The 24,293-nt window shown below is 33.9% G+C and carries 25 protein-coding genes; all 25 read left to right on the top strand.

Annotated features, from left to right (window positions below; all coding sequences use genetic code 11):
* Nucleotides 1-298 precede the first annotated feature (298 nt).
* Nucleotides 299-880 carry a hypothetical protein gene (locus ROY99_13555; protein ID MDT3697404.1) on the top strand — a complete coding sequence of 194 codons (582 nt, stop codon included), beginning with the start codon at nucleotides 299-301 and terminating at the stop codon, nucleotides 878-880.
* Entirely contained in the window at nucleotides 877-2,850 is a 1,974-nt protein-coding gene (locus tag ROY99_13550; GenBank protein MDT3697403.1) for a hypothetical protein, read from the top strand. Before ROY99_13555 ends, ROY99_13550 begins: the two co-directional genes overlap by 4 nt.
* Nucleotides 2,851-3,046: 196 nt before the next feature.
* Nucleotides 3,047-3,748, top strand: coding sequence for a hypothetical protein (locus tag ROY99_13545; protein MDT3697402.1), 702 nt, complete (start codon nucleotides 3,047-3,049; stop codon nucleotides 3,746-3,748).
* A 4-nt stretch (nucleotides 3,749-3,752) separates the two neighbouring features.
* Complete coding sequence (locus tag ROY99_13540) at nucleotides 3,753-5,771, top strand: cache domain-containing protein (protein MDT3697401.1); 2,019 nt, start codon at nucleotides 3,753-3,755, stop codon at nucleotides 5,769-5,771.
* A gap of 4 nt (nucleotides 5,772-5,775) precedes the next feature.
* Nucleotides 5,776-6,534, top strand: a complete 759-nt coding sequence (locus tag ROY99_13535; GenBank protein ID MDT3697400.1) for a response regulator — start codon at nucleotides 5,776-5,778, stop codon at nucleotides 6,532-6,534.
* 299 nt (nucleotides 6,535-6,833) lie between these two features.
* Nucleotides 6,834-8,069 carry an ethanolamine utilization protein EutH gene (locus ROY99_13530; protein MDT3697399.1) on the top strand — a complete coding sequence of 412 codons (1,236 nt, stop codon included), beginning with the start codon at nucleotides 6,834-6,836 and terminating at the stop codon, nucleotides 8,067-8,069.
* A gap of 40 nt (nucleotides 8,070-8,109) precedes the next feature.
* Nucleotides 8,110-9,213, top strand: coding sequence for a hypothetical protein (locus ROY99_13525; GenBank protein ID MDT3697398.1), 1,104 nt, complete (start codon nucleotides 8,110-8,112; stop codon nucleotides 9,211-9,213).
* An 18-nt stretch (nucleotides 9,214-9,231) separates the two neighbouring features.
* Nucleotides 9,232-10,488, top strand: a complete 1,257-nt coding sequence (locus ROY99_13520; GenBank protein MDT3697397.1) for a haloacid dehalogenase-like hydrolase — start codon at nucleotides 9,232-9,234, stop codon at nucleotides 10,486-10,488.
* Nucleotides 10,489-10,562: 74 nt separating this feature from the next.
* Nucleotides 10,563-11,999, top strand: coding sequence for an ethanolamine ammonia-lyase reactivating factor EutA (locus ROY99_13515; GenBank protein ID MDT3697396.1), 1,437 nt, complete (start codon nucleotides 10,563-10,565; stop codon nucleotides 11,997-11,999).
* 18 nt (nucleotides 12,000-12,017) lie between these two features.
* Entirely contained in the window at nucleotides 12,018-13,379 is a 1,362-nt protein-coding gene (locus ROY99_13510) for an ethanolamine ammonia-lyase subunit EutB (GenBank protein ID MDT3697395.1), read from the top strand.
* A gap of 15 nt (nucleotides 13,380-13,394) precedes the next feature.
* A complete protein-coding gene (gene eutC / locus ROY99_13505) occupies nucleotides 13,395-14,297 on the top strand; it encodes an ethanolamine ammonia-lyase subunit EutC (protein MDT3697394.1) in 903 nt (300 codons plus the stop codon).
* A 16-nt stretch (nucleotides 14,298-14,313) separates the two neighbouring features.
* Nucleotides 14,314-14,985: an ethanolamine utilization microcompartment protein EutL gene (gene eutL, locus ROY99_13500; GenBank protein ID MDT3697393.1), complete on the top strand. Its 672-nt coding sequence runs from the start codon at nucleotides 14,314-14,316 to the stop codon at nucleotides 14,983-14,985.
* 11 nt (nucleotides 14,986-14,996) lie between these two features.
* Nucleotides 14,997-15,560 carry a BMC domain-containing protein gene (locus ROY99_13495; GenBank protein MDT3697392.1) on the top strand — a complete coding sequence of 188 codons (564 nt, stop codon included), beginning with the start codon at nucleotides 14,997-14,999 and terminating at the stop codon, nucleotides 15,558-15,560.
* Nucleotides 15,557-16,315 (top strand): ParA family protein, encoded by a 759-nt coding sequence (locus ROY99_13490; protein ID MDT3697391.1) that lies wholly within the window; start codon nucleotides 15,557-15,559, stop codon nucleotides 16,313-16,315. Before ROY99_13495 ends, ROY99_13490 begins: the two co-directional genes overlap by 4 nt.
* Complete coding sequence (gene eutS / locus ROY99_13485; protein MDT3697390.1) at nucleotides 16,315-16,674, top strand: ethanolamine utilization microcompartment protein EutS; 360 nt, start codon at nucleotides 16,315-16,317, stop codon at nucleotides 16,672-16,674. The genes ROY99_13490 and eutS overlap by 1 nt, the downstream gene beginning before the upstream one ends.
* On the top strand, nucleotides 16,674-17,123 hold the full coding sequence (locus ROY99_13480) for a EutP/PduV family microcompartment system protein (GenBank protein ID MDT3697389.1): 450 nt from the start codon (nucleotides 16,674-16,676) through the stop codon (nucleotides 17,121-17,123). The genes eutS and ROY99_13480 overlap by 1 nt, the downstream gene beginning before the upstream one ends.
* Before the next feature lie 38 nt (nucleotides 17,124-17,161).
* A complete protein-coding gene (locus ROY99_13475; GenBank protein ID MDT3697388.1) occupies nucleotides 17,162-17,857 on the top strand; it encodes a cupin domain-containing protein in 696 nt (231 codons plus the stop codon).
* A gap of 12 nt (nucleotides 17,858-17,869) precedes the next feature.
* On the top strand, nucleotides 17,870-18,700 hold the full coding sequence (gene eutT, locus ROY99_13470; protein ID MDT3697387.1) for an ethanolamine utilization cob(I)yrinic acid a,c-diamide adenosyltransferase EutT: 831 nt from the start codon (nucleotides 17,870-17,872) through the stop codon (nucleotides 18,698-18,700).
* Complete coding sequence (pta, locus tag ROY99_13465; protein MDT3697386.1) at nucleotides 18,697-19,677, top strand: phosphate acetyltransferase; 981 nt, start codon at nucleotides 18,697-18,699, stop codon at nucleotides 19,675-19,677. Before eutT ends, pta begins: the two co-directional genes overlap by 4 nt.
* A 34-nt stretch (nucleotides 19,678-19,711) precedes the next feature.
* Nucleotides 19,712-19,984 (top strand): ethanolamine utilization microcompartment protein EutM, encoded by a 273-nt coding sequence (gene eutM / locus ROY99_13460; protein MDT3697385.1) that lies wholly within the window; start codon nucleotides 19,712-19,714, stop codon nucleotides 19,982-19,984.
* 33 nt (nucleotides 19,985-20,017) lie between these two features.
* Nucleotides 20,018-20,305, top strand: coding sequence for an ethanolamine utilization microcompartment protein EutM (gene eutM / locus ROY99_13455; GenBank protein ID MDT3697384.1), 288 nt, complete (start codon nucleotides 20,018-20,020; stop codon nucleotides 20,303-20,305).
* Nucleotides 20,306-20,376: 71 nt separating this feature from the next.
* A complete protein-coding gene (locus tag ROY99_13450; protein MDT3697383.1) occupies nucleotides 20,377-20,682 on the top strand; it encodes a EutN/CcmL family microcompartment protein in 306 nt (101 codons plus the stop codon).
* A 3-nt stretch (nucleotides 20,683-20,685) separates the two neighbouring features.
* Nucleotides 20,686-22,095: an aldehyde dehydrogenase EutE gene (locus tag ROY99_13445; GenBank protein ID MDT3697382.1), complete on the top strand. Its 1,410-nt coding sequence runs from the start codon at nucleotides 20,686-20,688 to the stop codon at nucleotides 22,093-22,095.
* Between the two features lie 5 nt (nucleotides 22,096-22,100).
* Nucleotides 22,101-22,928 (top strand): ethanolamine utilization protein EutJ, encoded by an 828-nt coding sequence (gene eutJ, locus ROY99_13440; protein MDT3697381.1) that lies wholly within the window; start codon nucleotides 22,101-22,103, stop codon nucleotides 22,926-22,928.
* A gap of 15 nt (nucleotides 22,929-22,943) precedes the next feature.
* The gene (locus ROY99_13435) at nucleotides 22,944-24,284 is read left to right on the top strand and encodes a 4Fe-4S dicluster domain-containing protein (GenBank protein ID MDT3697380.1); all 1,341 of its coding nucleotides are present in this window, start codon (nucleotides 22,944-22,946) and stop codon (nucleotides 24,282-24,284) included.
* Nucleotides 24,285-24,293: the final 9 nt, after the last annotated feature.

The raw sequence follows: 24,293 nt of genomic DNA, 5'->3' as shown, positions 1-24,293 counted from the left end.
TATCATTCTGATCACTATAAAATGATTATTTAAGAACCTTTTTATTCCGATTCCGAAATTGGTTTGGACTGAAAATAAAAAATCTTTTGTGATTCTTAAGCTATTTGATATAAGCTGACTAAAAGTTGTAATTACAATAACTCAAAACCTTATTCATACGTAAAAAAAATCCTAAACTGAATTTAAAATAACAATTCCAAAGAAGAAGAGAATATTTCTAATCTTTTGAGATTCTTGAAGCTTATTAGTGTATGTAAGTTTCTATTTCGATAATTTTAATAAGTAAATTAGTAAAATCTTGAACTCATTAATAATTAAAATTCTTGTAATAGCTTTTCTGCTTATCAGATGTTTATATCCTCAAAATCCGGATAAGCAAATTTATCTGTCTGTCAGTCCCATGAAAGCCCTTGGTTCAAGTGATTTTGAAAATATCTGGAGCTCTGATATTGGTATTCTGGGTGAATTTCGTTTTGAGCATCCAGTCGGTCAATTAGGTGTTGGGTTAAGTTTAATGAAATTTGATAGTTATAATGATATTACACTGGGATTTTATGGAATAGATTATTATTTCCTTTACAGAAATTACTTTGAATTATTTTCTGATTTTAGTTTAATGGCTGGGTTTGATTTTGGTATTTATGAGTTTCGATTTGAAGATGCAGATCTTTTTGAAAACCCTGCAGGGCAGATTGAAAGAGAATTTGCTCTTAAACTTGTTTCCGGTATTGACTTTAAGATTTATAATACTTGGAGTGCAGAGTTAGGATTAGGTTACAGTTACATTTATACCAGAAAGAAAATTGAATTACTTTCTTTTCGGATTGGATTAGTTAAATCATTTACAGCGCCAGCCTGGCTTAGTGAGTTCTTTGAATGAAAAAAATTGTACAAAATTTAACGATAATTTTTCTAATGACTTTTTGTTCAATTTATTCTCAGTCGGCAGGTGAGATTATTTTAAAAAAAAATGACTTGAAATTTTTTCCAATAATAAGATTGTCAGACATTTATTCAATTCTGCCTCAAATTGATCTATATACTCTTGATGGATATCGTCATACTTCATTAAAAAACAATTTATTCGAACAAACACCAGCAGATATATCCATCCTTATAAACGGGGTTAAAACTAATTTTGGATTTCTGGATAAAGTTAATTTAAGTCAATTACCATTAGACCCGAATGCAATTGATTCAATTGTAATCCAATATTATCCGGTTAATTATTTTGGCAATTACTCTGCAGGTATTTTAATTGATTTTATTACAAAAGAGCCGCCAGAGGATATTTCATTTTCATTTAACTATTCAACCGGAAACGAAGTAGGTGATCCTGGTCCCTATAGATATACAAAATATTTTAGTAACAATGTAGATCAATTTGGACCAAACACTTCATTTAACTCAAGTTATGGAAATAAAAATTTTGGACTTTCACTTAATTTTGTCGATCAGGTATCGCCTGCAACTGATGAGGCAATTTTAATGCGTACTCCTGATTATATTTTTCAAAATTATCAGGTCCGATATTCTGGATTGTCGGTAAATTCATATTTAAAGAATAACACAAGCCACCATAGTTTATTTACAGCATTTAGTAAAACAGGTCAGCCTTTAATCGGTTATGTTTATGGGGCTGATTTATATTTTGATGATAATTTAAGTTCTGAGATCCCTTATGAAAGTCAGAATATTTATTTTGTTTCAGGTAATGAAATATTCTTAAATGATACGGATATAATAAGTCTTGATTTGAATATTAAGCACTCGAGTGCTAAACAGTCAAGGCTTTCAGATGATTTCAATTTCAGATTAGACAATCTTTTGATTAATACCAAAGCAGGACTTAAGTCATCGGTTGGGGCAATAAATTACTTTGCCGGCTTATCCATTGAATACCAAAATCTGCAGACAAAAAGTGAAAGAGTAGATTACAGCAGAAATATAAATTCATTTTTTGCATTATTGAATTTTAGAACCACAGAGAAACTAAAACATAATATTGATTTCAATTTCAGAAATGAAAAAAGAAATACAGCTTTTTTTACAAATGTTGCCAATCTGTATGAGATAGACAATCAAAATCTTTTAATGTTTTCAATTTCAGTTGGTAATATGTATAATATAGATAACCTACTTGAACAACGAAAAAATATAAATCACTTATCATTTATCAACGACACGATAAACAATCACAACATAACTTATAACGGAGTATCCTATCTCTTTAGTTTTGATTACAAATATAAACTTGATAATAAAAAAATAAATTCAGGCATTACCATCTTTAAGGATAATGGTTTGAATTATATCCTTAATGATTTTATTTATAATGATCAGGATAGAATTGTTGAAAACAGAAATCAGAAATTGTTTACTGATATTGAGGGCGGTCGCGGTGAACTTTATTTGAGTTTTGAGCATAAATTTTTAAAAGGATTCGGAGGAAAATTTTATTATCGTTATGGATATTATTTAACTGGCAGTGAGATTTACAAAATGCTGATAAAAAGAATACCTGCTCATAAAGCTTTTTATTTATTAACATATCAGCCGGTCGAGGATCTTTATGGTTCTATTGCTTTTACATATTTATCATCTGCCGAATGGATTGAATACAGAAATATAGAATTAATGACTAACGATTTATATAAAAGCACATTATCTGAAAAACTTATGATAGATTTTTCATTAACAAAAAATTTTTGGAAAGAAAAAATTAAAGTTACAGCAGCGGTCAAAAATTTATTAAACAACAGGATTCAGTACCATCCGGTCGGCGGTACTTTCGATCTGACATTCTTTCTGAAAGTTGAAGTTAATTTTAACTCGGTACTAAAAATATGATATTGAAAATTTTAGAAATGATTTAGTAAACCATTGGTATTAGTACCAATTAGTAGTAATGCAATCAGTTTCTTTTTAGTAAACCCTTAGTTTTCGTCAAATATATATGCCTAATTCGTTTCTTTGCGAATATTTGGTGAAATCAATAAATTACATTCGAAATATTATATACTAATACTTTATTATGAAAACCCAAATGAAAAGCCAAATAAAACTATTACTCTCAATCTTACCACTGATTGCAGGAATATATAGTTGTCAGACTGTTAATAGTGGTTTAGTGATTGAAGATCCGGATTTTAACTTAAATAAGCTGAAGGGCAAAGAGGTGCTTATATCTGTTCCGCAGGTAATAGAAAACAATGTTTCAAAAGCAACTGAATTACCTTTTTTTGATGGCGATGATTTTTCAAAGAGAGAAAGCATTGATACAGATATACAAAATCTTATGATGAAAAAAATTTCAGAGAATCTGGATTTGTTTATTCCAAAATCTTTGAATAAAGGTTTTGTCCTTGAAAATAACAAAGGCTCAAAAATTTTAATACCAATAATTAAAAGAGACGGTATTTACAGAGCTGCATCAAAAACAGAGTTTAATATAGACGAAAAGCTTACACAAAATGGTGATTACATCTTAATTCCATTAGCAATTCAATTGGATGATGTACGGAATATTAATGAGCGTTATCAAAGTGCAGATTTAGTTGAACCGGGGATTGAAGCTTCTGTTAGTTATGCAGTTTATGATATAAGTGGAAAAAAAATTGTCATTTCCGGTACTGTGCAAGGTGTAGCAAAGAAAAGTTATATGATAGATAAATCACTTGGTAAAGATGACATGTATCTTGCTGTTGACGAAGCTTTGAAGGCATTGGTAACAGAATTTAGAAAATGACTTAATGATAACTTATAAACCACAAACCGGATTATCATTTAAGATAGTTACTTCTATTTTTCTCAGTATCTCATTTATACTATTGGTGATATTTTTGTATAACTACAATGTTACCAGAACAATTATTGAAAAGAATATCGAAGACAATGCTGAAAATCTTGCACAGAATAAAATTAATCAGGTTGAAAAAGTATTAATTTCTGTTGAAAAGGTGCCTCAAAATATTGCAAACCTGATCGAAAAGATTTCATATACTGAAGAGCAGCTTGTTGAGATATTAAATACAATGGTTGGTGAAAATGATGAGATATACGGAGCTACGATTGCTTTTGAACCATTTATGTTTGATAAGAACAGAAAATATTTTGCTCCTTATGTGTACAAATCATTTGGATCATTAAAAGCAGTTTCATTAGGAACAGAAACATATAACTATCATTTTGCGGATTGGTACACTAAACCTAAATCACTTGGAAAGGCTGTCTGGAGTGAACCTTATTTCGATAAAGGCGGCGGTAATGTTATTATGTCAACATTTTCAGTCCCGATATTCAGGACAATTGATGGTCAAAGAAAAATTATTGGAATAATTACTTCGGACATTTCGTTGGAGTGGCTTGATCAGATAGTATCAACTATTAAAGTACTTGAAACAGGATATGGTTTCCTTATTTCAAAAGAAGGGCGATTGATTACTTATCCTGAAATTGAAAAGATCATGAATTATACAATATTTGATTTAGCAAGATCGTTGAAATCACCGCAGTTAGATCAGGTTGCAAACAAGATGACGAAAGGACAAACTGGTTTTGCAAAAATAAATTACACAGACGGAACAAATGGAATAGTTAATTGGATTTATTATGCATCTATTCCACACAATGGCTGGTCATTAGCAGTAATGTATCCGCTTGATGAACTGACAGGCGAGCTGGATTCTTTGAGCAGAAAAATAATTGCATTAAGTGTTTTTGGTATTGTTATTTTATTTGCAGTTATAATGATAATATCAAAATCCATTACAAGACCATTAACCAAATTATCAATAGCTGCTGATCACTTTGCAAAAGGTAAAATGGATTTTCCGTTATCTGAAGTAAGTTCGAATGATGAAATAGGTTACCTGGCGAAATCCTTTAGTTATATGCGGGATGAGCTTAAAAGAAAAATGAATGAACTCCATGAAGCTTATCAGGAGATTAGGGATACAAAAACAAAATTAGAAAAATATAACAGATCACTTGAAGAAATTGTTAATCAGAGAACAAAGGAAGTTCTTGTTGAAGCTAAAGAATTGAATGAACTGAAATCCAGATTTATTTCAATGATTTCGCACGAGCTTAGAACACCATTATATACAATATCATCTTCTGCAGAAATTCTGGAATTGTATAGCAACAGAATTAAAGATGATGAGAAGATTGAACAATTTAAAAGAATTCAAAATGCAATTGAAGAAATTATGGAACTGCTTAATGATGTTATTTCCATCAATAAAGCTGAAATCGGTAAAGTTGAACTTAAGATAGAAGAAATAAACATTGTTGATTATAGCAAGCAGATTATTGAGGAATTATCTTCAAGATTTGAAAAAAAACCTGAGTTGGTGTTTACTTCCAGCAATACTGAAATTAAAGTTAATTCTGACAAGAAGGAATTAAGACAGATAATTTCAAATTTAGTTGTTAATGCACTTAAATACACACACGAAGATAAAAAAGTTTACTTTCACGTTTCTTTGAATAAGGAAAAAGTAATAATTGAAGTAAAGGATGAAGGTATTGGGATTAAAGATGAAGATAAGGAAAATGTTTTAGAGTTATTTGCTCGTGGAAAAAATGTTGGAGGGATTCATGGAACCGGACTTGGATTAGCGATAACTAAAAGATCAATTGAGATTTTAGGCGGCGAACTTTTCTTTAACAGTAAAGAAAATGTCGGTAGTGTTTTTATTGTAAAGATTCCGCATAACATTATTAATAAACAAACTAAACCCAAAGTAACCATAACTGAAAAAATTTAACTCTATGGAAACAGTACTTTTTATTGAAGATGATAGAGCCCTGCGCGAAAATTTTGGAAAAATCCTAAGCTTAAATAATTATTACCCTATATTAGCAGAAACCGGAGAGATGGGTTTAAGATTGGCAAAAAAGATAATACCGGATTTGATAATCTGTGATATTATGCTGCCTGACATTGATGGTTATCAGATATTAAAGGAACTTTCTCAATCAAAAGAAACTCAGACCATTCCATTTATTTTTCTTACTGCCAAAGCTGAGATGGAAGACCTGCGTAAAGGTATGAATTTAGGTGCTGATGATTATTTAACAAAACCAATAAAAACCAAAGAAGTACTTAAAGCAATTCGTTTGAGATTGGATAAGAAAATTAAAGTAAGTGAAATGGCAGCAGATGTAAAACAGGACGAAAACCAGCAATTATCCATTGAAGATTCGATTCTAATATCATCTGATGGGAAAGCACACTCAGTAAACATAAATGAAATTGTATGTATTATCTCTGCAGGTGTTTACTCAAATATTAATATCATCAATAATGAAGTTTTTTTGGTAAGAAAATTAATCAAAGAGTGGGAAAAAATTTTACCGGAAAAGTGTTTTATTAGAGTTCACCGGACAGCAATTATAAATACTAATCATATCAAATCTATTGAAAAAAGTCCAAACCACACTTTTAGGATTTTCTTGAAAGATTTCAACCGCGCAATTGTATCAAGTCATAAATTCAGCAGAAGATTAAGAGAAAAGTTGTTTCAGTAAACATTCTTTTTTGCACATCAGATTTTTATCCTGAAAAGACTAAGCTTATTACAAAAATCAGCAAGCTTATTACATTTTCATGTTATTCATAACAATTTTAATGATGTTTGCTCAGGATTTCAGAAAATTTATCGAACAAAATGGTGTTATGCTTTTGATTATGAATACTATTCGTGTAGATATAACTTATAAAAATCTAAATCTCTTAAATCGTTTTTGCTTTTTAGACAAGCAGAAATCTGACCAAAATTGTTTACCTCAGAAAATCAATTCATATTTTATAATTAAGGGAAATTGATATGCAGATTATTAATGAAATAATTTTATACATAATGGTGGGATTTTTAATCATTGGTGCTTTGGACAGAATATTGGATCAATTCGGTGGTTCAGCAAATGTATTAAAAAAAATTGGATTAGGTTTTTTGGGCAATGCAATTGATGGAGTAGGTAAAGAGTTTGAAGAAGGATTTAATTCGTGGGGCGCTCTGGCTCTGGCAATGGTTGGAGTTATTGCTTTAGCACCTGTTTTAGCGGCTATTTTAAGCCCTGTTATTATACCTCTTTATTCAGCTCTTGGTGCAAGTCCTGCAATGTTCGGAACCACTCTCTTAGCTAATGACATGGGCGGATATTTTCTTGCTAAAGAATTAGTTACCGAAAATGGAGTAGTAACAGATTATGCATCATGGATGTATGCAGGATTAATACTTGGCTCTATGATGGGTCCAACGATTGTTTTTACAATTCCTGTTGGCATCGGAATAATTGATAAAAAAGACAGACCATCTTTAGCACTTGGAATATTAGCCGGAATTGTTACAATACCAATTGGATGTATTGCCGGAGGTTTGATTGCCATTTATTCTTCCATTACAACTCCGGAAGGAGCTCCGATAATCTTTTCTTATTCATTAGTGTTTACTAATCTGATTCCTATTGTAGTTTTTTCTGCTCTGATATCCATCGGACTATGGAAGATCCCAAACTTGATGATAAAAGGTTTTATGATTTTCGCAAAAATATTAGTGGCATTAATTACAATAGGATTAGCTTCAATTGTTTTTGAAACATTGACAGGAATTCCATTGATACCAGGTCTCGAACCAATTGTTCCTATTATTGGAGATACACCCGGGATAGATATCAGGGCACTCGAAGTAGTCAGCAGAATTGCACTGATTCTAGCCGGCGCTTATCCAATGGTTTATCTTGTTTCCAAATGGTTTAAAAAACCACTTACAAAACTGGGAATAAAACTGGGAGTGAGCGAAGTTTCAGCTGTTGGGTTTATTGCCACGCTTGCTAATTGCATTCCAATGTTCAAAATCTTAAGTAATATGGATGAGCGCGGGAAGGTAATTAATATTGCATTTGCAGTTAGTGCTGCATTTACTTTAGGAGATCATCTTGGTTTTACAGCCGCAGTTAAACCGGATATGATATTTCCGGTGATGGTTGGAAAACTAACAGCAGGAGTTACTGCTATTTTAGTTGCAATGATTGTTGCACCCAAAAATAAATTATCTAATTAAATATTCTTTTTTCAATTCAACTAAACAGAGGAGAGCTACAATGATAAAAAACTTCTTTTTAATTATGGTCGCAGTTATGATGCTGATTCCTGCAACATTTGCTGCTGACCCGGAAAAGTATTCTGAGGATAATTCATATATCCCAAATACTCCTTTTTTCGGAAAAATATCTGATAACTTCAGTTTGTCTTCAACACTGCGTTACAGATATTTAATTGATGATCCATATACAAAAAGGACACAAAACTATTTTTACTTCCAACGTGGTTATATCACTATGAAGTACAAATTCAATGATAAAATCCGGGCAAGATTCACAATGGATTTTGATCATACCAACCGAGTTGCACTTAGGTCTGCTTCTATTGGCTCCGGTGGAGATTTAACTACAAGTACAGTTAATGCCAATGATGGTACCCGTGGAAGAATAAAATATGCTTATTTGGAAATGGATGATTTTCTTGGGCTAAATGGTCTTACAGCTACTTTTGGTAATTACGAGCAGCCAGGTCCGCAGGATTACCATAACACAATTGAGAACAGCTGGTTAGACAGGTATTATACTTATGGTTTCAGTTCTGCTGTTACCGGTGCAATGTTAACTTATAACTTCCCGGAAAAATGGGGATATGTTAGAGCTGCAGTTGCTAATTATAACGGTTATACAAATGCAGTAGATAATAATAAAGCTAAAAACTTTATATCAGACATTTGGATAAAACCTCCAGGAACCGGTATAACAGTATTTGGCTGGACGATGATTGATTATTATGCAGCAAATAATAATGAAGCACATAACAACATGTTTGGCGGCGGTTTAGAATATAAACTTGCTAAAATGTTAGACGTCGGCGGCGAAGTTGATTTTGCAAAAAATTCAGTTTCTGAAATTAAAGCTGCTTCATATATGGGATATGTTAATTATTCACCACTACCTGAGTTGATGTTTGTTGGGCAGGTAGGTATGATGGATAATGATACAGATACAAGTGATGATGAAATGCTGATGATCATTGGCGGTTTTAATTATGAATTTGTTTCTGATACCTACATAATGTTCAACCTGATTAACGAAAGCTTTAAAGTAGGCGGCGAATCAAAATCAAATATGAGATATAATTTCCAATTATTAGTTAATTTCTAAAAAATTAGAGGTATAAAAATGTTATTAAAAAAAGTTTTTAATATTCTGATTCTTAGTGCTATTGTGCTGGGGTGTTCATCAGTTAATTCTGCCGGCGACAAAACAAAGTTAGCCAGAATGAACTGGTCTGATAAGAATTATGAAGTTCTTAATAATTTTATTACAGACTATGGAATTGGAGGAAAGTATTATGATGCAAGTAAACCTCCTTATGTTGTATTTGACTGGGATCAAACTTGCGGTCATTTTGATGTTGAAGAAGCAATTATGAGATATCAGTTAAGTCATCTTCGTTTTAAGATGACAAAAGATCAATTTGCCGGTTTGTTAAAAGATGAAATAAAAGGTGTTACTAAACTTTCAGCAGATTATAATAATACACTATTGAAAGACATCAATGCTGATCTGATAGCTGATTACAATTACCTTTATGATAATTATGAAGGCTTGGGCGGCAAGATGAAATTAGAAGATATTCAAAAGACTCCTCAATACAATGATTTTATCGCTAAAGTTGCGTTCTTATATGATGGTTATTGCGATACAAAAGGTATTGAAGCAGATTATGGATATCCCTGGGTTCTTTATCTTTTTGCTGGCTTTACAGAAGCTGATGTTCAGGCATTAGCAAAAGAAGCTATCCAATTTGAATTAGGAAATAAGTTAGGAAAGAGCAAATGGGGAACACCAGCTGGATTTAATACTAAAGCTGGTCCGGTTAGTTACTCCTTTAAAACAGGATTAAGATTATATCCTGAAATGCAAAATCTTATTCACGCACTTAAATCAAATGGTTTTGATGTATGGATTGTATCAGCAAGCTATAAACCAGTTATACAGGTAATTTCAGGTAACGATTATGGATACAATGTTCCTTCTGACAGAGTTATTGCAATGGAATTAGGTGAAAAGAACGGAGTTATCCAGCCATACTATAAAGAAAATTATCCTCAGACTCAAAGAATGGGTAAAGTTGAAGCGATCAAGATGATAATTCAGGATGGTCTTGGAAAGAATTATGATCCTTTAATGTCAGCTGGTGATAGTGATGGTGATTATGAAATGTCAACAGAGTTTAAAGATATGAAACTTACAGTTGTATTTAACAGAGTAAAAGGCGGACCAATTGGAGAGCTGAGTAAGAAATCTGTTGAACAACAAGGCGAAGCATATCCAAGATTTATTTTACAGGGACGAGATGAAAATACAGGTGTATTTCGTAAAAGCTCTGAATCTATTCTTTTAGGCAAAACTGAACCGCAGTTGCTAAAATAATAGTCTTTTGTATTGTAACAGGGAGGAAAAATCCTCTCTGTTACTTTTACTAATGATGGGATATACAAAAAAAATTGAGCAATAAGGTTATAAATAGTGTGGGGATTGATGTTGGTACTACTACTACACAGGTCATATTTTCATCTCTAGTGCTGAGGAATATTGCAGCACCCACTCAAGTCCCACACTTTGAATTTGTAGATAGGAAAATTCTTTATACAGGTAAAATTCTATTTACTCCATTTAACTCTGATGGATCGATCGATCATATAAAATTATGGGATATGGTATTAGATGAATACAAAAAAGCTGGCTTTGGATTGAAAGAAATTGAAACCGGTGCAATCATAATAACCGGTGAAACTTCAAAAGCAAAAAATGCCAAAGCAACACTGATGAAATTAGCTGGTGATTTGGGAGATTTTGTTGTTGCAACTGCTGGTCCGCATTTCGAATCAGTAATTGCTGGACGAGGATCAGGAAGCTCTGTTTATTCTGAAGATCATACAACAACTGTTTTGAATATTGATATCGGTGGTGGAACTTCTAATTATGCTGTTTTTAGAAACGGCAGAATCATAGATTCTTGTTGCTTGAATGTAGGCGGAAGATTAATCCAAACAGATAGAAACGGCAAGGTTACAAAAATAACTGAACCTGTTAAGAAGATATTGAAAAGCATTATTCCAAATTTTCACGAAGATTACGATTCACTTTCTCTAAATGATATTAAATCTATTTGTGATGTAATGGCAGATTTGATAATTGAATGTATAGAAGGTAATAATGTATCTCCTTTAGCTAACGAATTACTGCAGACAAATCCGTTAAAGCAGCAATATACTTTTAGCGCTGTTTTTCTATCAGGCGGTGTTGGCGAGTGTTACTACAAACTTGATGAAATGGCAAAAGACAGATTTCAATTTTCAGATATTGGTGTATTACTGGCAGAAGCTTTAATGAAAAACAATAAATTGAGAAAATTTAATGTAATTGAACCTAATCAAACTATAAGAGCAACAGTTATAGGAGCAGGTGCATATACTTTATCATTAAGCGGAAGTACGATATGGTTAACTGCAGAAAATTTGCCTCTGCGTAATCTACCGGTGCTTCATCCTCACTTCGATTGGAACGATACAAATTCATCATTGTCCTATGGAATTGAGGAGGCAGCAAAAATAATGGATGTTAGTTTATCTAATGATGAATATGCAATTTATCTTCCCAAAGAAATTCCTGTTACTTACAGAGCAGTTCAAAAATGTGCAGAGGAATTAATTACTGTATTAAATAAACATAGAAAAGAAGACAATTCACCCGTTATAATTTTAGCTTTTAATGATATTGGAAAGGTGTTGGGGATGGAGCTTTCAGCATCTCTGAAATCTCATCCACTGGCAATTATTGATGAGGTAGTTTCTTATGAAGGAGATTACATTGATATCGGTAAAAGTTATTTTGGCGGTGAAATAGTTCCCTTAACAATTAAGTCACTAGCGTTTCCATAAAATGAAGAGGTATAAACAATGAGATTAAATACTCAATTGTTCGGAAAAAATTATACTTTCAAGGATGTAAAAGATGTTCTGGCTAAAGCCAACGAACAACGCTCGGGGGATGTGTTAGCCGGTGTTGCTGCCGAAACATCTCAGGAAAGAGTTGCAGCAAAGTACGTCCTGAGTAATTTAACTTTAGCTGATTTGAGAAATAATCCTGTAGTTCCTTACGAAAAAGATGAGGTAACCAGGGTTATCCAGGATTCAGTTAATGAAACATTCTATAGTCAGATAAAAAATTGGTCTGTAGGAGAACTTCGTGAGTATATCCTTTCTGATTCGACTACGCACGAAGATATTGAAAAACTTAGAAGAGGTTTAACATCAGAAATGGTGGCTGCTGCAGCCAAGTTGATGTCGAATATGGATTTAATTTATGCCGGTAAGAAAATCAGAGTTGTAGCTAAAGCTAATTCAACTGTCGGATTACCGGGTACATTTGGACAAAGACTGCAGCCAAATGATCCCCGCGATGATGTAAAGAGCATAAGAGCAGAGATATTTGAAGGTCTTGCCTATGGCTCAGGTGATGTTGTAATCGGCATCAACCCTGTTATTGATACTCCTGAAAATATTAAGAAGTTATTAATTGCAACTGATGAAATTATTCAGAAGTATCAGATACCAACACAAAATTGCATATTGGCTCATGTTAGCAACCAAATGAAAGCAATCAAGGATGGTGCTCCTGCAGGTCTGATATTCCAAAGTATTGCCGGATCAGAAAAAGGTAATAATGAATTTGGAATCTCGGTTGCAATGCTTGATGAAGCTTATGAAATAGGCAAGCACTATTGTAAAATAGCTGGACCTAATATGATGTATTTTGAAACTGGTCAGGGCGCTGAACTTTCAGCAGATGCACATTTTGGCGCTGATCAGGTTACATTGGAAGCAAGATGCTATGGATTAGCAAAAAGATATAAACCATTTATGGTTAATACCGTAGTTGGATTTATAGGCCCTGAATATTTATATGATGGTCGTCAGATAACACGCGCTGGTCTTGAGGATCACTTTATGGGTAAACTAACCGGCATACCAATGGGTGCTGATGCTTGTTATACTAATCATGCTGATGCAGATCAAAACACAATTGAAAATTTAACTGTTCTTCTTGTTGCTGCCGGCTGCAATTTTGTTATGGGTGTACCTATGGGCGATGATATAATGCTTAATTATCAAACAACAAGTTTTCATGATGCAGCTACTGTAAGACAACTGTTAAATCTCCGCCCTTGCCCTGAGTATGAGAAGTGGATGGAGAAAATGGGTTTAATGGCAGATGGAAAATTAACAGCTATTGCTGGTGATCCATCAATTTTTTCATAAGAAAGGAAGTAAAAGATGGACAATAAACAAATTGAACAATTAGTTGAAGCTGTTCTTAAAGAAATTAAGAAAGATAATTCTGATTCAAAAAAAGCTGTTAATACTGCACCTTCAGGTACAACTGCTGCTGCTGCCTGCAATATTGGTGAAGCTTTACCTGATTTAACTGGTGATGAATGTAAAGCCTGGATTGGGCTTGATCATGCAAAAAATTTTGAAACAGTAAAAGAGATCAGAAAATCAACAAATGCCAGAGTATGCGTTGGACACGCTGGTCCACGTCCACGTACAAATACTCTGTTAAGATTTCTTGCCGATCATTCACTTTCGCGCGATACTGTCTTTAAAGAGGTTCCGGAAGAGTGGGTTAAAAAAACCGGCTTGTTCATGGTTCAAACAAAAATTCAGGATAAAGACGAATACCTGACCAGACCGGATTTAGGAAGAAAGCTTAGTGAAGAAGCGATACAGACAATTAAAGAAAAGTGTAAGAAAAATCCGCAGGTGCAAATTGTTCTATCAGATGGATTAAGCACTGATGCACTTACAATGAACTATGATGAAATCTTACCTCCATTATTAAAGGGGTTTGAATCAGCTGGAATAAATGTTGGAACACCGTTTTTTGTAAAGTACGGCAGAGTAAAAGTTGAAGATGAAATTGGTGAACTATTGGATGCTGATGTGATAGTACTTCTAATTGGTGAAAGACCGGGTCTTGGTCAGTCTGAAAGTATGAGCTCGTATATGATTTACAAACCTTCAGTTGCCACAACTGTTGAATCAGACAGAACAGTTATTTCTAATATTCACAGACAAGGAACACCGCCGGTAGAAGCATCTGCGGTTATTGTAGATCTTGTTAAGAAGATGTTAGCCAATAAGGCAAGCGGAATTAAATTATCAAATAACTCATAAGGAATCAGGAAAAGCAATGGCAAAATTAGATCAAATTATAGCAAACGTTTTGGCTGTCAGGCTAATTTCTTCAGTTGATGCAGGACTTTCAAAACAGATTAACATGCCACAAGAACATCGCAGCTTGGGTCTTCTTACTTGTGACATAGATGATGCTTGTTATGTAGCAATAGACGAAGCAACTAAAATGGCTGATGTTGAAGTTATCTATGCTAAATCGTTTTATGCTGGTTCAGCACACGCTTCAGGTAAACTATCCGGTGAAATAATTGCTATGTTATCTGGACCAACACCGGGCGAAGTTGAAGCAGGATTAAATGCAGCCATTCAATACATTAAAAACGAAGCTATCTGGTATTCTGCAAATGAAGATAATACAATTACATTTTTCCCACATCTTATTTCCAGGACCGGAACATATTTATCAAAGGTTGCTGGTATAAATCCAGGTGAATCTTTAGCTTATTTAATCGCGCCGCCGTTAGAAGCTAACTATGCGCTGGACCTTGCACTTAAAAGAGCAAATGTTGAAATAAAATCCTGGTTTGCTCCGCCATCTGAAACAAACTATTCTGGTGGACTATTAACCGGAACACAGGCAGCATGTAAAGCAGCTTGTGATGCATTTCAGGAAGCAGTGCTGGAGGTAGCTGATTATCCGATTCGTTATAAGTTACATGTAAAATAATGATTATTTAAATGGCTGATGTAACAGAAAATATTTACGGTGAATCTTTAGGCTTTATAGAAACTAGATCTTTTGTAGGTGCAATTGAAGCTTCTGATGCAATGGTAAAAGCTGCCAAAGTAAAACTGATTAACCATTTTAGAATCGGCGGCGCATTAGTAACTGTTGTTGTTAAAGGAGATTTAGCTTCCTGTATAGCAGCAGTTGAAGCTGGTAAAGAAGCAGCAATGAAAGTGGGAGAATTATTATCATCAAATGTAATTGCCAGACCGTTTGAAGATACTGATCATTTAGTAAATCTTTTTATAGCTGGGAAGATAGAGGAGAAAATTCCTGTTAAATCAGAGTCAAAAAAGGCAGTTGTAAAGAAGAAATCGGTTAGTAAGAAAAAGGATTCAGAAAAAGATTCAGAAAAGGATATTCTTGATTTGGTAAAATCTTCTAAGGGATTGACACTTGATTTATTATCTGAAAAAACCGGAATCGACAGAGATAAATTAAGACAAATACTAAAGAAAATGATTGATGATAATCTGATTGAAAAAGCAGGTAACAAATATTTTATAATGAAATGAAATTAGTTGTAATTCTAAATAATAAAGGCGGAGTAGGAAAGACTACAAGTGCAGTAAACCTTGCATATTGTATCTCTTTGCTTAAGAATAAAGTTCTTCTTGTTGATCTTGATTCTTCGGCATCGGCTTCTATTCATTTAGGATTTGATAAAACTAAAAAGAAGTTTCTTACTATCTGTGATTTTATAATTGATAAAAATAAAAACCTGAAAAGTTATACTCAGAAATACTCAGAGAACCTTGATGTTATTCCCTCTGAAAGACTTCTATCAGATTTCTATCAGGAAGTAGCAAATGATGAAGAAGAAAAACAATTACTGCAAAGAAGCTACTTTGATTCTGAATATGATTTTGTTCTTTTTGACAGCCCGCCAAATATGGGTAATCTGGTTTTTAATTCATTGTCAATATCAGATTATGTGCTGATACCTGCTCAGGTGCAATATAGTGCTCTTTCCGGTTTGTATATAACTATTGAACTTGTTGATAAAGTTAAACGCTATTTTAATTCTGAGTTAAAGATACTGGGTCTGTTTGCCACATATTTTGACAGAAGAATAAAATTATCTGAAGAGGTTTTTAATCAACTAAAAGAAAACTTTGGTGATCAGTTATTTGATAGTACAATCAGTGTTAATAGTAAACTTATAGAAGCATATAATAATGGTAAAACTGTAATTGAATATTTTCCCGGTGCCAAAGGATCACTGGATTATATGAATCTTGCAAAAGAAGTATTGATGAGGATTTACTAATGTCTGAACAGGAAAATTTATTTTCTAATAAAGAAAGGATTATTCAGGAATATGTTCCCGGCAAGCAGGTAACACTTGCACACTTAATTGCTCATCCTGGGCAGGAGCTTTGTAAAAAAATCGGTGTTCCTGCTGTAGATGCAATTGGGATAATGACATTAACACCTGGTGAAACAGCCATTATTGCCGGCGATATTGCATTAAAAGCTGCTGAAGTTCAGATAGGTTTTTTAGACAGATTTACCGGTGCACTTGTTATATACGGCTCTGTTGGAGCTGTTGAAGAATCATTAAAAATGGTAAATGATAAATTAGAAAAATTGTTAAACTATACACCATGCAAGTTGACGATAACATAATGACTGACAAATTAACAAACTTCATTTTAATAGGTGGAGTAGGTGTTGGTAAAACATCACTGTTTAATATGTTGTTGGGTATTGAAGATGAAGCTCTGAAAACACAGGCACTTGTTTATCATAACGAAAAAACTGTTGATACTCCTGGTGAATATTTTGATAGTCCAAGACTTTACTCGGCAATAATTCAAACTATGTCGGATATTGATACAATCATTTATGTTCATCCTTCAAATTCTATTGAAAGAAAACTGCCGCATGGTTTATTTCAGATTTATAATTCAAAAAGATTAGTTGGTGTAATTTCAAAAACAGATTTACCTGATGCAAATATAGATGCTGTAGAAGAAATTCTGAGAGATTTTGGGATCGAAGGAGAAATATTTAAAGTCTCAATTTATTCTGAAAACTCAATAGATAAACTCAGGGAGTTTCTTAGTAAAGAATAATAAAAATACTTTTATCAATTTAGATAGATGAGAAAAACATGAAAAAATTAATCTCTGCCAATATTGTTAAAGAATGCCACAGTGACGGGCTAAAATACATTTATGTAGATGATAAAAATACTATAATAACATCTGAAGCAAGAGATTTAGCCCAGAAGTACAATATAAAGTTTAATTTTTGCAGCCCTGTTTCTGCAAGTCCTGTTGATGACTTTGACAAAACATCAAATGAGTTAATCACTGTTATTGTTGATAAAATAATTTCGCAACTTGGTAATTCTGAATACAGCAAAGATGAAATAACAGCGATTGTATGTAAGTATCTCGGAAGGGAAAATACAACAACCTGTAATGTTGATACCGGATATATTTCAGGTAAGGCATCTAACGGATTAAAAGTGATTAAGGGTAACTCGATAAAATTAAAAAGATTTGAAGATGCAGGTAAAGATAAGAATGTAAATCTGCTGGATGTGATTACCTATCAGGATGGATCTCCTATGTCTGCAGGAATTATGTCCTGGAAAAAAGAAGATTCCTTTCCATGGGAATTAACTTATGATGAAGTTGATTATGTTATTGAAGGTGAATTAGAGATTACAATTGATGGACAGGTGTTTTCCGGAAAGCAAGGTGATATTTTTTACATACCAAAAGGAAGTAAAATAATATTTGGCACTCCAAGTTATACTAAAATTATGTATGTAACTTATCCGGCTAACTGGTCTGCATAGTTTGAGAATTATATGAATGATAAATTCTTAACAGAAACAGAACTTAGAGAAAAATTCAGTCTTACCTGGGGCACTGAAATTCATTTGCCTTATAATACAAGACTGACACCATCAGCTTCTCAATACCTAAGTGATAGAAAAATATCAGTTAAATATATTGATGAGCAGGGGAAAGTTTTTGTTAAAAATAGCTTTGGTGATGATACTGGTAAAGAAAAGAAGGTTCATCCGCTTACAACTTCTGATCAGAGACCGGATGCTCTTTATTGTGGTTTGTGCAATAACAAAATTGAAACAAAATCAGATGTATTGACCTGGCTGGATTCAAACCATCTGGTGCCAAAAAATCATCCACGGATTGCCTTCAGAGGTAAACTGGATAGTATGATTTCTTATGCTGTGCTGGTGCAAAATGAATTTGTTAATTATGACGGACCTGAGATCATCAAAAGATTTCTTGCTGACATAAGATCTAATATGGGTAATGTACTTAAAGCTGAAGTTAAAGATGAGAATATTGACCCGATATTTATGGGCGATTTTTCGGATGATGCAATCAGGAAAATATCTCATAACCCGTTAAAATATCTGGGGCACGATCATATTGTTCCAGAGTTAAGCCATGGCAAGTGGATCGCATTGTTAAATTATCTCAGATCAATGGTTAGAGAAGCAGAGTTGATTGCAGCAAACTTGTATATAGATTCTTCATTAAATGTTTTAAGACCGGATATTATGAGAGCGCTTAACAGATTAAGCAGCGCTTTATATATTGTTATGATTATGATTCTTGTTTCAGATAAAGGAAAAAAATTAGACCAGGTAATTGAAGAGATAAAATGAATTTAATAGAAACTTGTAAACTAAAGATTAAAGAAAATCCTAAACGAGTTGTGTTTCCTGACTCAAAGGATGAGCGTGTGTTTAAAGCTGCCAGATATTTAGCTGATGAAGGCTTGGCAGTTCCGGTATTAATCGGCGGTCCTTTTGAAATAAGAGATTTAGCTGATGAATACAGGATTTCAACAAAGGGTATAAACATTAATAGTCCGGCACAATGTCCTGACATTAAAAGTTTTGCTTCTACCTTTTATGAACTTAGAAAACATAAAGGAATGACACTTGAAGAAGCGGAAAAATTAATTCTGGAACCAGTTAATTATGCCGCAATGCTTGTTAGAAAAAAGAGTGCTGATATTTGTATTGCAGGAAATCTTTCAACAACTGCAAATGTATTAAAATCAGCCATTCAGATAATCGGAATGCCAGATGGAATAAAGACGGTATCGAGTTTCTTTTTAATGATTAGTCCTGATGGAAATACTATTTATTCATTTTCAGATTGCGCCGTAATTCCTGAGCCAACAAGCGATCAGTTAGCTGATATTGCATATTCATCAGCTATGAATTATAAAAGTATTACTTGCAATATACCCAAAACTGCATTGCTGTCGTTTTCAACAAAAGGGAGTGCTGACCATCCATCAACAGAAAAAATTAAAAACGCAGTAAAATTGTTATCATCAAAATATCCTGATATGATCTTTGATGGTGAACTTCAGTTTGACGCAGCTTTGGTTCCGGAAGTTGGAAAAAAGAAAGCTCTCGATTCAAGAATTAAAGGAGATGCAAATGTGTTTGTATTTCCATCTTTGGAGGCAGGTAACATCGGTTATAAAATTGCAGAAAGACTTGGTAATTATTTGGCATTAGGTCCTTTTATACAAGGACTTCAAAAACAAATGCATGATCTTTCACGTGGATGCAGCTGGCAGGATATTGTTAATACCACTGTTATCGCTTCATGTATTGAAAATTAAATTATTATTATTTCACAATAAAACAGGAGATAAAATGGAAGCATTAGGAATGATTGAAACCAGAGGATTGGTTTCGTTGATAGAAGCTTCTGATGCAATGGTAAAAGCCGCAAGAGTTAAACTTGTCGGATGGCAGAAAATAGGCGGTGGTTATGTTACAGCACTGGTAAGAGGTGATGTTGCCGCTTGTAAAGCTGCTACAGATGCAGGCGCGGCTGCTGCTCAAAGAATCGGAGAGCTTGTTGCTGTTCATGTAATACCAAGACCTCACGGAGATCTTGAAGACGTTTATTCAATTAAATTATAATAAAAATAAATTATTAATAGAAAGGGAAACACAATGGAAGCTTTAGGAATGATAGAAACAAAAGGTCTTGTTGGTTTAATCGAAGCATCAGATGCAATGGTAAAAGCTGCAAGAGTTAAATTAGTCGGCTACCAACAGATTGGCGGCGGATTTGTTACAGCATTAGTAAGAGGTGATGTTGCCGCTTGTAAAGCTGCTACAGATGCAGGTGCAGCTGCTGCTCAAAGAATCGGAGAGCTTGTTGCTGTTCATGTAATACCAAGACCTCACGGAGATCTTGAAGATATTTTTAAAATATCTGTTAAAACTCCAATAGAATAATTATAACAGAATATCTGTTTTAATTTAAGTGTTTAATAATATTACTTCGGTAAGAAAGTGTAGGTAATGCTATGGAATTAGCTAAAGTAATAGGAAATGTTGTTGCAACAGTTAAGATAGAAAATCTTGGAGCAGGAAAACTCTTGCTGGTAAAATCTATTGATGAAAACGGTATTGCAGTCGGAAATCCTCAGGTAGCACTTGATACAATTGGTGCCGGTGAAGAGGAGATTGTATTACTCGTCCGGGGAAGTTCAGCAAGAGTCTCTCTATCCAATAAATCATCTGTCGATTTAAATGTTGTAGGGATAGTTGATAATATCCGTTCAAACGGTAAGGTAGTGTATATTAAAAATGAACCTATTCTAAAGGAATAAATAATGGAACTTACTAAGCAAGATGTAAACCTTATTGTTGAAGGTGTACTTCGAAGATTAAAAGAATCACCTGGTTATGATAAAAAAGGAAAACTGCCGATAGGAATTTTTGAAACTCTTGAAGAAGCGTTTTACGAAGCAAGTAATGCTCAAAAGAAAATCAGGAACCTGGAGTTGCGCCATAAAATTATCAAGACAATTAGAGAAGCGTCTATAAAACACTCGCAAGAACTAGCTGAAATAGCAGTAAGAGAAACCGGAATGGGTAGAGTGTCTGATAAAATAAGTAAAAATCTACTTGTGGCAAATCAAACTCCGGGTCCTGAGATTTTAGAACCTCAGGCACTATCAGGAGATCGCGGATTAACATTAGTTGAAAATGCACCCTGGGGCGTTATTGCTTCAGTTACTCCTTCAACCAACCCAACTGCTACAATTATTAACAATAGTATAAGTATGATATCTGCTGGTAATTCAATAATATTTTCTCCGCATCCGGCAGCTAAAGCGGCTTCACAGCGAACTATTGCAATACTTAACGAAGCTGTCATAAATGCGGGCGGACCAGCAAATCTGATGGTTACTGTTGCCGAGCCAAGTATTGAAGTTGCAAATAATCTGTTCCAGTATCAGGGAATAAATTTACTTGTCATTACAGGCGGCGAGGCAGTTATAAGTGCAGCAAAAAAAGTAACTGATAAAAGACTTATTGCAGCAGGAGCCGGTAATCCGCCAGTGGTGATTGATGATTCTGCAGATATTGCAAAAGCAGCTAAGTCAGTTGTGTTCGGAGCGTCATTCGATAACAATATTATTTGTGTTGATGAAAAAGAAATTGTAATAGTTGATTCTGTTGCTGATGAGTTTAAACGTGAAATGAAAAAACACAACGCTGTTGAAATCAGCCTTGCTCAGGCATATGAATTAGCAAAACTGATGTTCAAAAATTATCCATCAAATGATCTGGTATTGAACCGAAAATTTGTTGGGAAAGATGCTAAGATTCTTGCTGATGCAATTGGAGTTAATGTTCCTGAAGATACAAAATTGCTTTTTGTAGAAACTGATAAAGATCATCCTTTTCCGCAGACTGAAATGATGATGCCGGTGATTGCAATGATAAGAGCGCGTAATGCTGATGAAGCAATTGATATCGGGATTGAGCTTGAACATGGATTGAAACATACTGCAGCTATGCACTCAAGAAATATTGATAATCTTCATAGAATGGCAAGTGAAATCAATACAAGCCTGTTTGTAAAAAACGGACCTTGCCTTGCTGGGCTTGGTGTTGGTGGTGAAGGATGGACAAGTATGACGATCTCAACTCCGACTGGTGAAGGTGTAACAAATGCAAAAACTTTTGTGCGGTTAAGAAGATGCACTCTGGTTGATCATTTCAGAATTGTTTGATTGAAATGGAGAGAGCCAACGGAAAATTTGAATTTGTTAATTCACAAATCAGAAGAATTGAAGAAATTGTAAATGATGAGTCTAAAGTAAAGTTCAATTCTACTTTCAGAGCTGGAGTTGATCTTGGAACGTCTGATGTTGTAGTTGTTGTTCTGGATGAAAATAATAATGTTGCCGCTGCATTTCTTGAATGGGCTGATGTAGTTAAAGATGGGATTGTTCTTGACTATTGGAAAGCGATAAATATTGTATCAAGGCTGATTAAAAAAGCTGAGAACAAATTAGGTGTTGAGATCAAATCAGTGAATACATCTTATCCGCCCGGAACAGACCCGTATATTTCTGTTAATGTTATTAAAGGTGCCGGATTAGAGGTAAGCGAGATTGTTGATGAACCTTCAAGTTTTGCAAAGTTGATTAATCTGGAAAGCGGGGCAGTAATTGATATTGGCGGAGGTACGACAGGTATTTCTATTGTAAAGGATAAGGAAATTATTTACTCTGGTGATGAACCAACAGGCGGGGTTCATCTTACTTTAACAATTGCCGGTAATCAAAAAGTATCTTTTGATGATGCTGAAATCATGAAGAGAAAAGATTTTAATGGCAAACTAAAGCCAATAATACTGCCTGTATTTGAAAAGATGACTGACATAGTTAAAAATCATATTTCTGATTACAAAGTGAATGATATATTTTTAACCGGCGGAACTTGTTGTTATCCCGGAATTGATGAAGTTTTTAAAAATGCTTTCCCTGATAAAAATATATATTTACCTAGCAATCCTCTTTATTCAACCCCATTAGCAATAACATCATATAGAAAAAATTAGTCGGGTAGAAATAATATGAACAGAGAAGAGTTATTAAATAAAATAAAACAAGCCGGAGTTGTTGGAGCTGGCGGCGGAGGATTTCCAGCTTTTAAAAAGCTTGATGCAAATGTTGAACATATAATTGCAAATGGTGTGGAATGTGAACCACTGCTTTATAAAGACAGAGAAGTAATGCTGCAGGAGGCTGATAAACTGATTGCCGGATTGATAATTGCAAAAAGTATAACTGGTGCAGCAAAAGCTACTATTGCTATCAAAAGAAAAAACTCTGATTTGATTAATATTCTTAAACCATCAGCAGATAAATATGATATTGATTTATTTATTATGGAAAATGTTTATCCTGCAGGTGATGAATATATATTGGTATATGATGTAACCGGTAAAAGAATTCCGCCGCTTGGCATTCCGTTACAGGTTGGCTGTGTAGTTGAAAATGTTGAATCAATAATTAATATAACCAATGCGGTAAATGATATTCCGGTTACTGAAAAGTATCTGACCATTGCTGGTGCAGTTAATAATCCTGTTACAATAAAAGTTCCCATAGGAACAAGTTATGAAAAATGTTTGGAATTTGCCGGCGGTGCTGCAGTTGAAAGGTTTTCTATTTTAACCGGCGGTGTTATGATGGGCAGCGTTGTGAATGACTTATCTCTATCAGTATCAAAGACATTAAGCGGACTTATAGTTCTTCCCGAAGATCATAGTATAGTTGTAAGAAAAACCACTCCGGCTAAAGTATATAATAACATAGGTCATAGCGCCTGCGATCAATGCAGTATTTGTACTCAACTTTGTCCGCGCTACATTTTAGGTTATCCAATACAGCCTCATTTAGTAATGAGAAGCTTGCAAATGACTGGCGATGAAAAAGATATATTAAGTAATTGGGCTCAAAATTGCTGTGAGTGTAATGTATGTTCACTTTTTGCCTGCCCTGAAAAACTTGATCCAAAAAACATTTGTACCGATACTAAAAAGAGACTGAGAAAAGAAAATAAGGGATTTTCAAAAACTGAACTTGAAGTTTTATTCAATGATGTACATCCGATTAGAGATGGAAGAGAAATTCCTATTAGTTTCTTGTATAAAAGATTAGGGATAAAAAAATATGACCGCAAAGCTGATTTCGTAAAAACAGCACCTGTAAACAGCGTAAAAATAGAATTGAAAAATACATTTGGCGGAGATGCAGTTCCTTGTGTTAATCCTGGTGATGTTGTTACAAAAGGACAGATGATTGGTAAAGTAAATGGAAATGCTTTAGCTACTCCTTTTCATTCAAGCATTGATGGCAGAGTGAAGGAGATAGTAAATAACTGTGTTATTATAACTTCAAATAATTCTTAAAGGTTACAA

The organism is Ignavibacterium sp. (genome assembly GCA_032027145.1).
In the GTDB taxonomy this organism is placed as follows: domain Bacteria; phylum Bacteroidota; class Ignavibacteria; order Ignavibacteriales; family Ignavibacteriaceae; genus IGN3.
The sequence above is the reverse complement of the archived record's forward strand: the minus strand, read 5'-3'. Positions and strand labels throughout refer to the sequence as shown.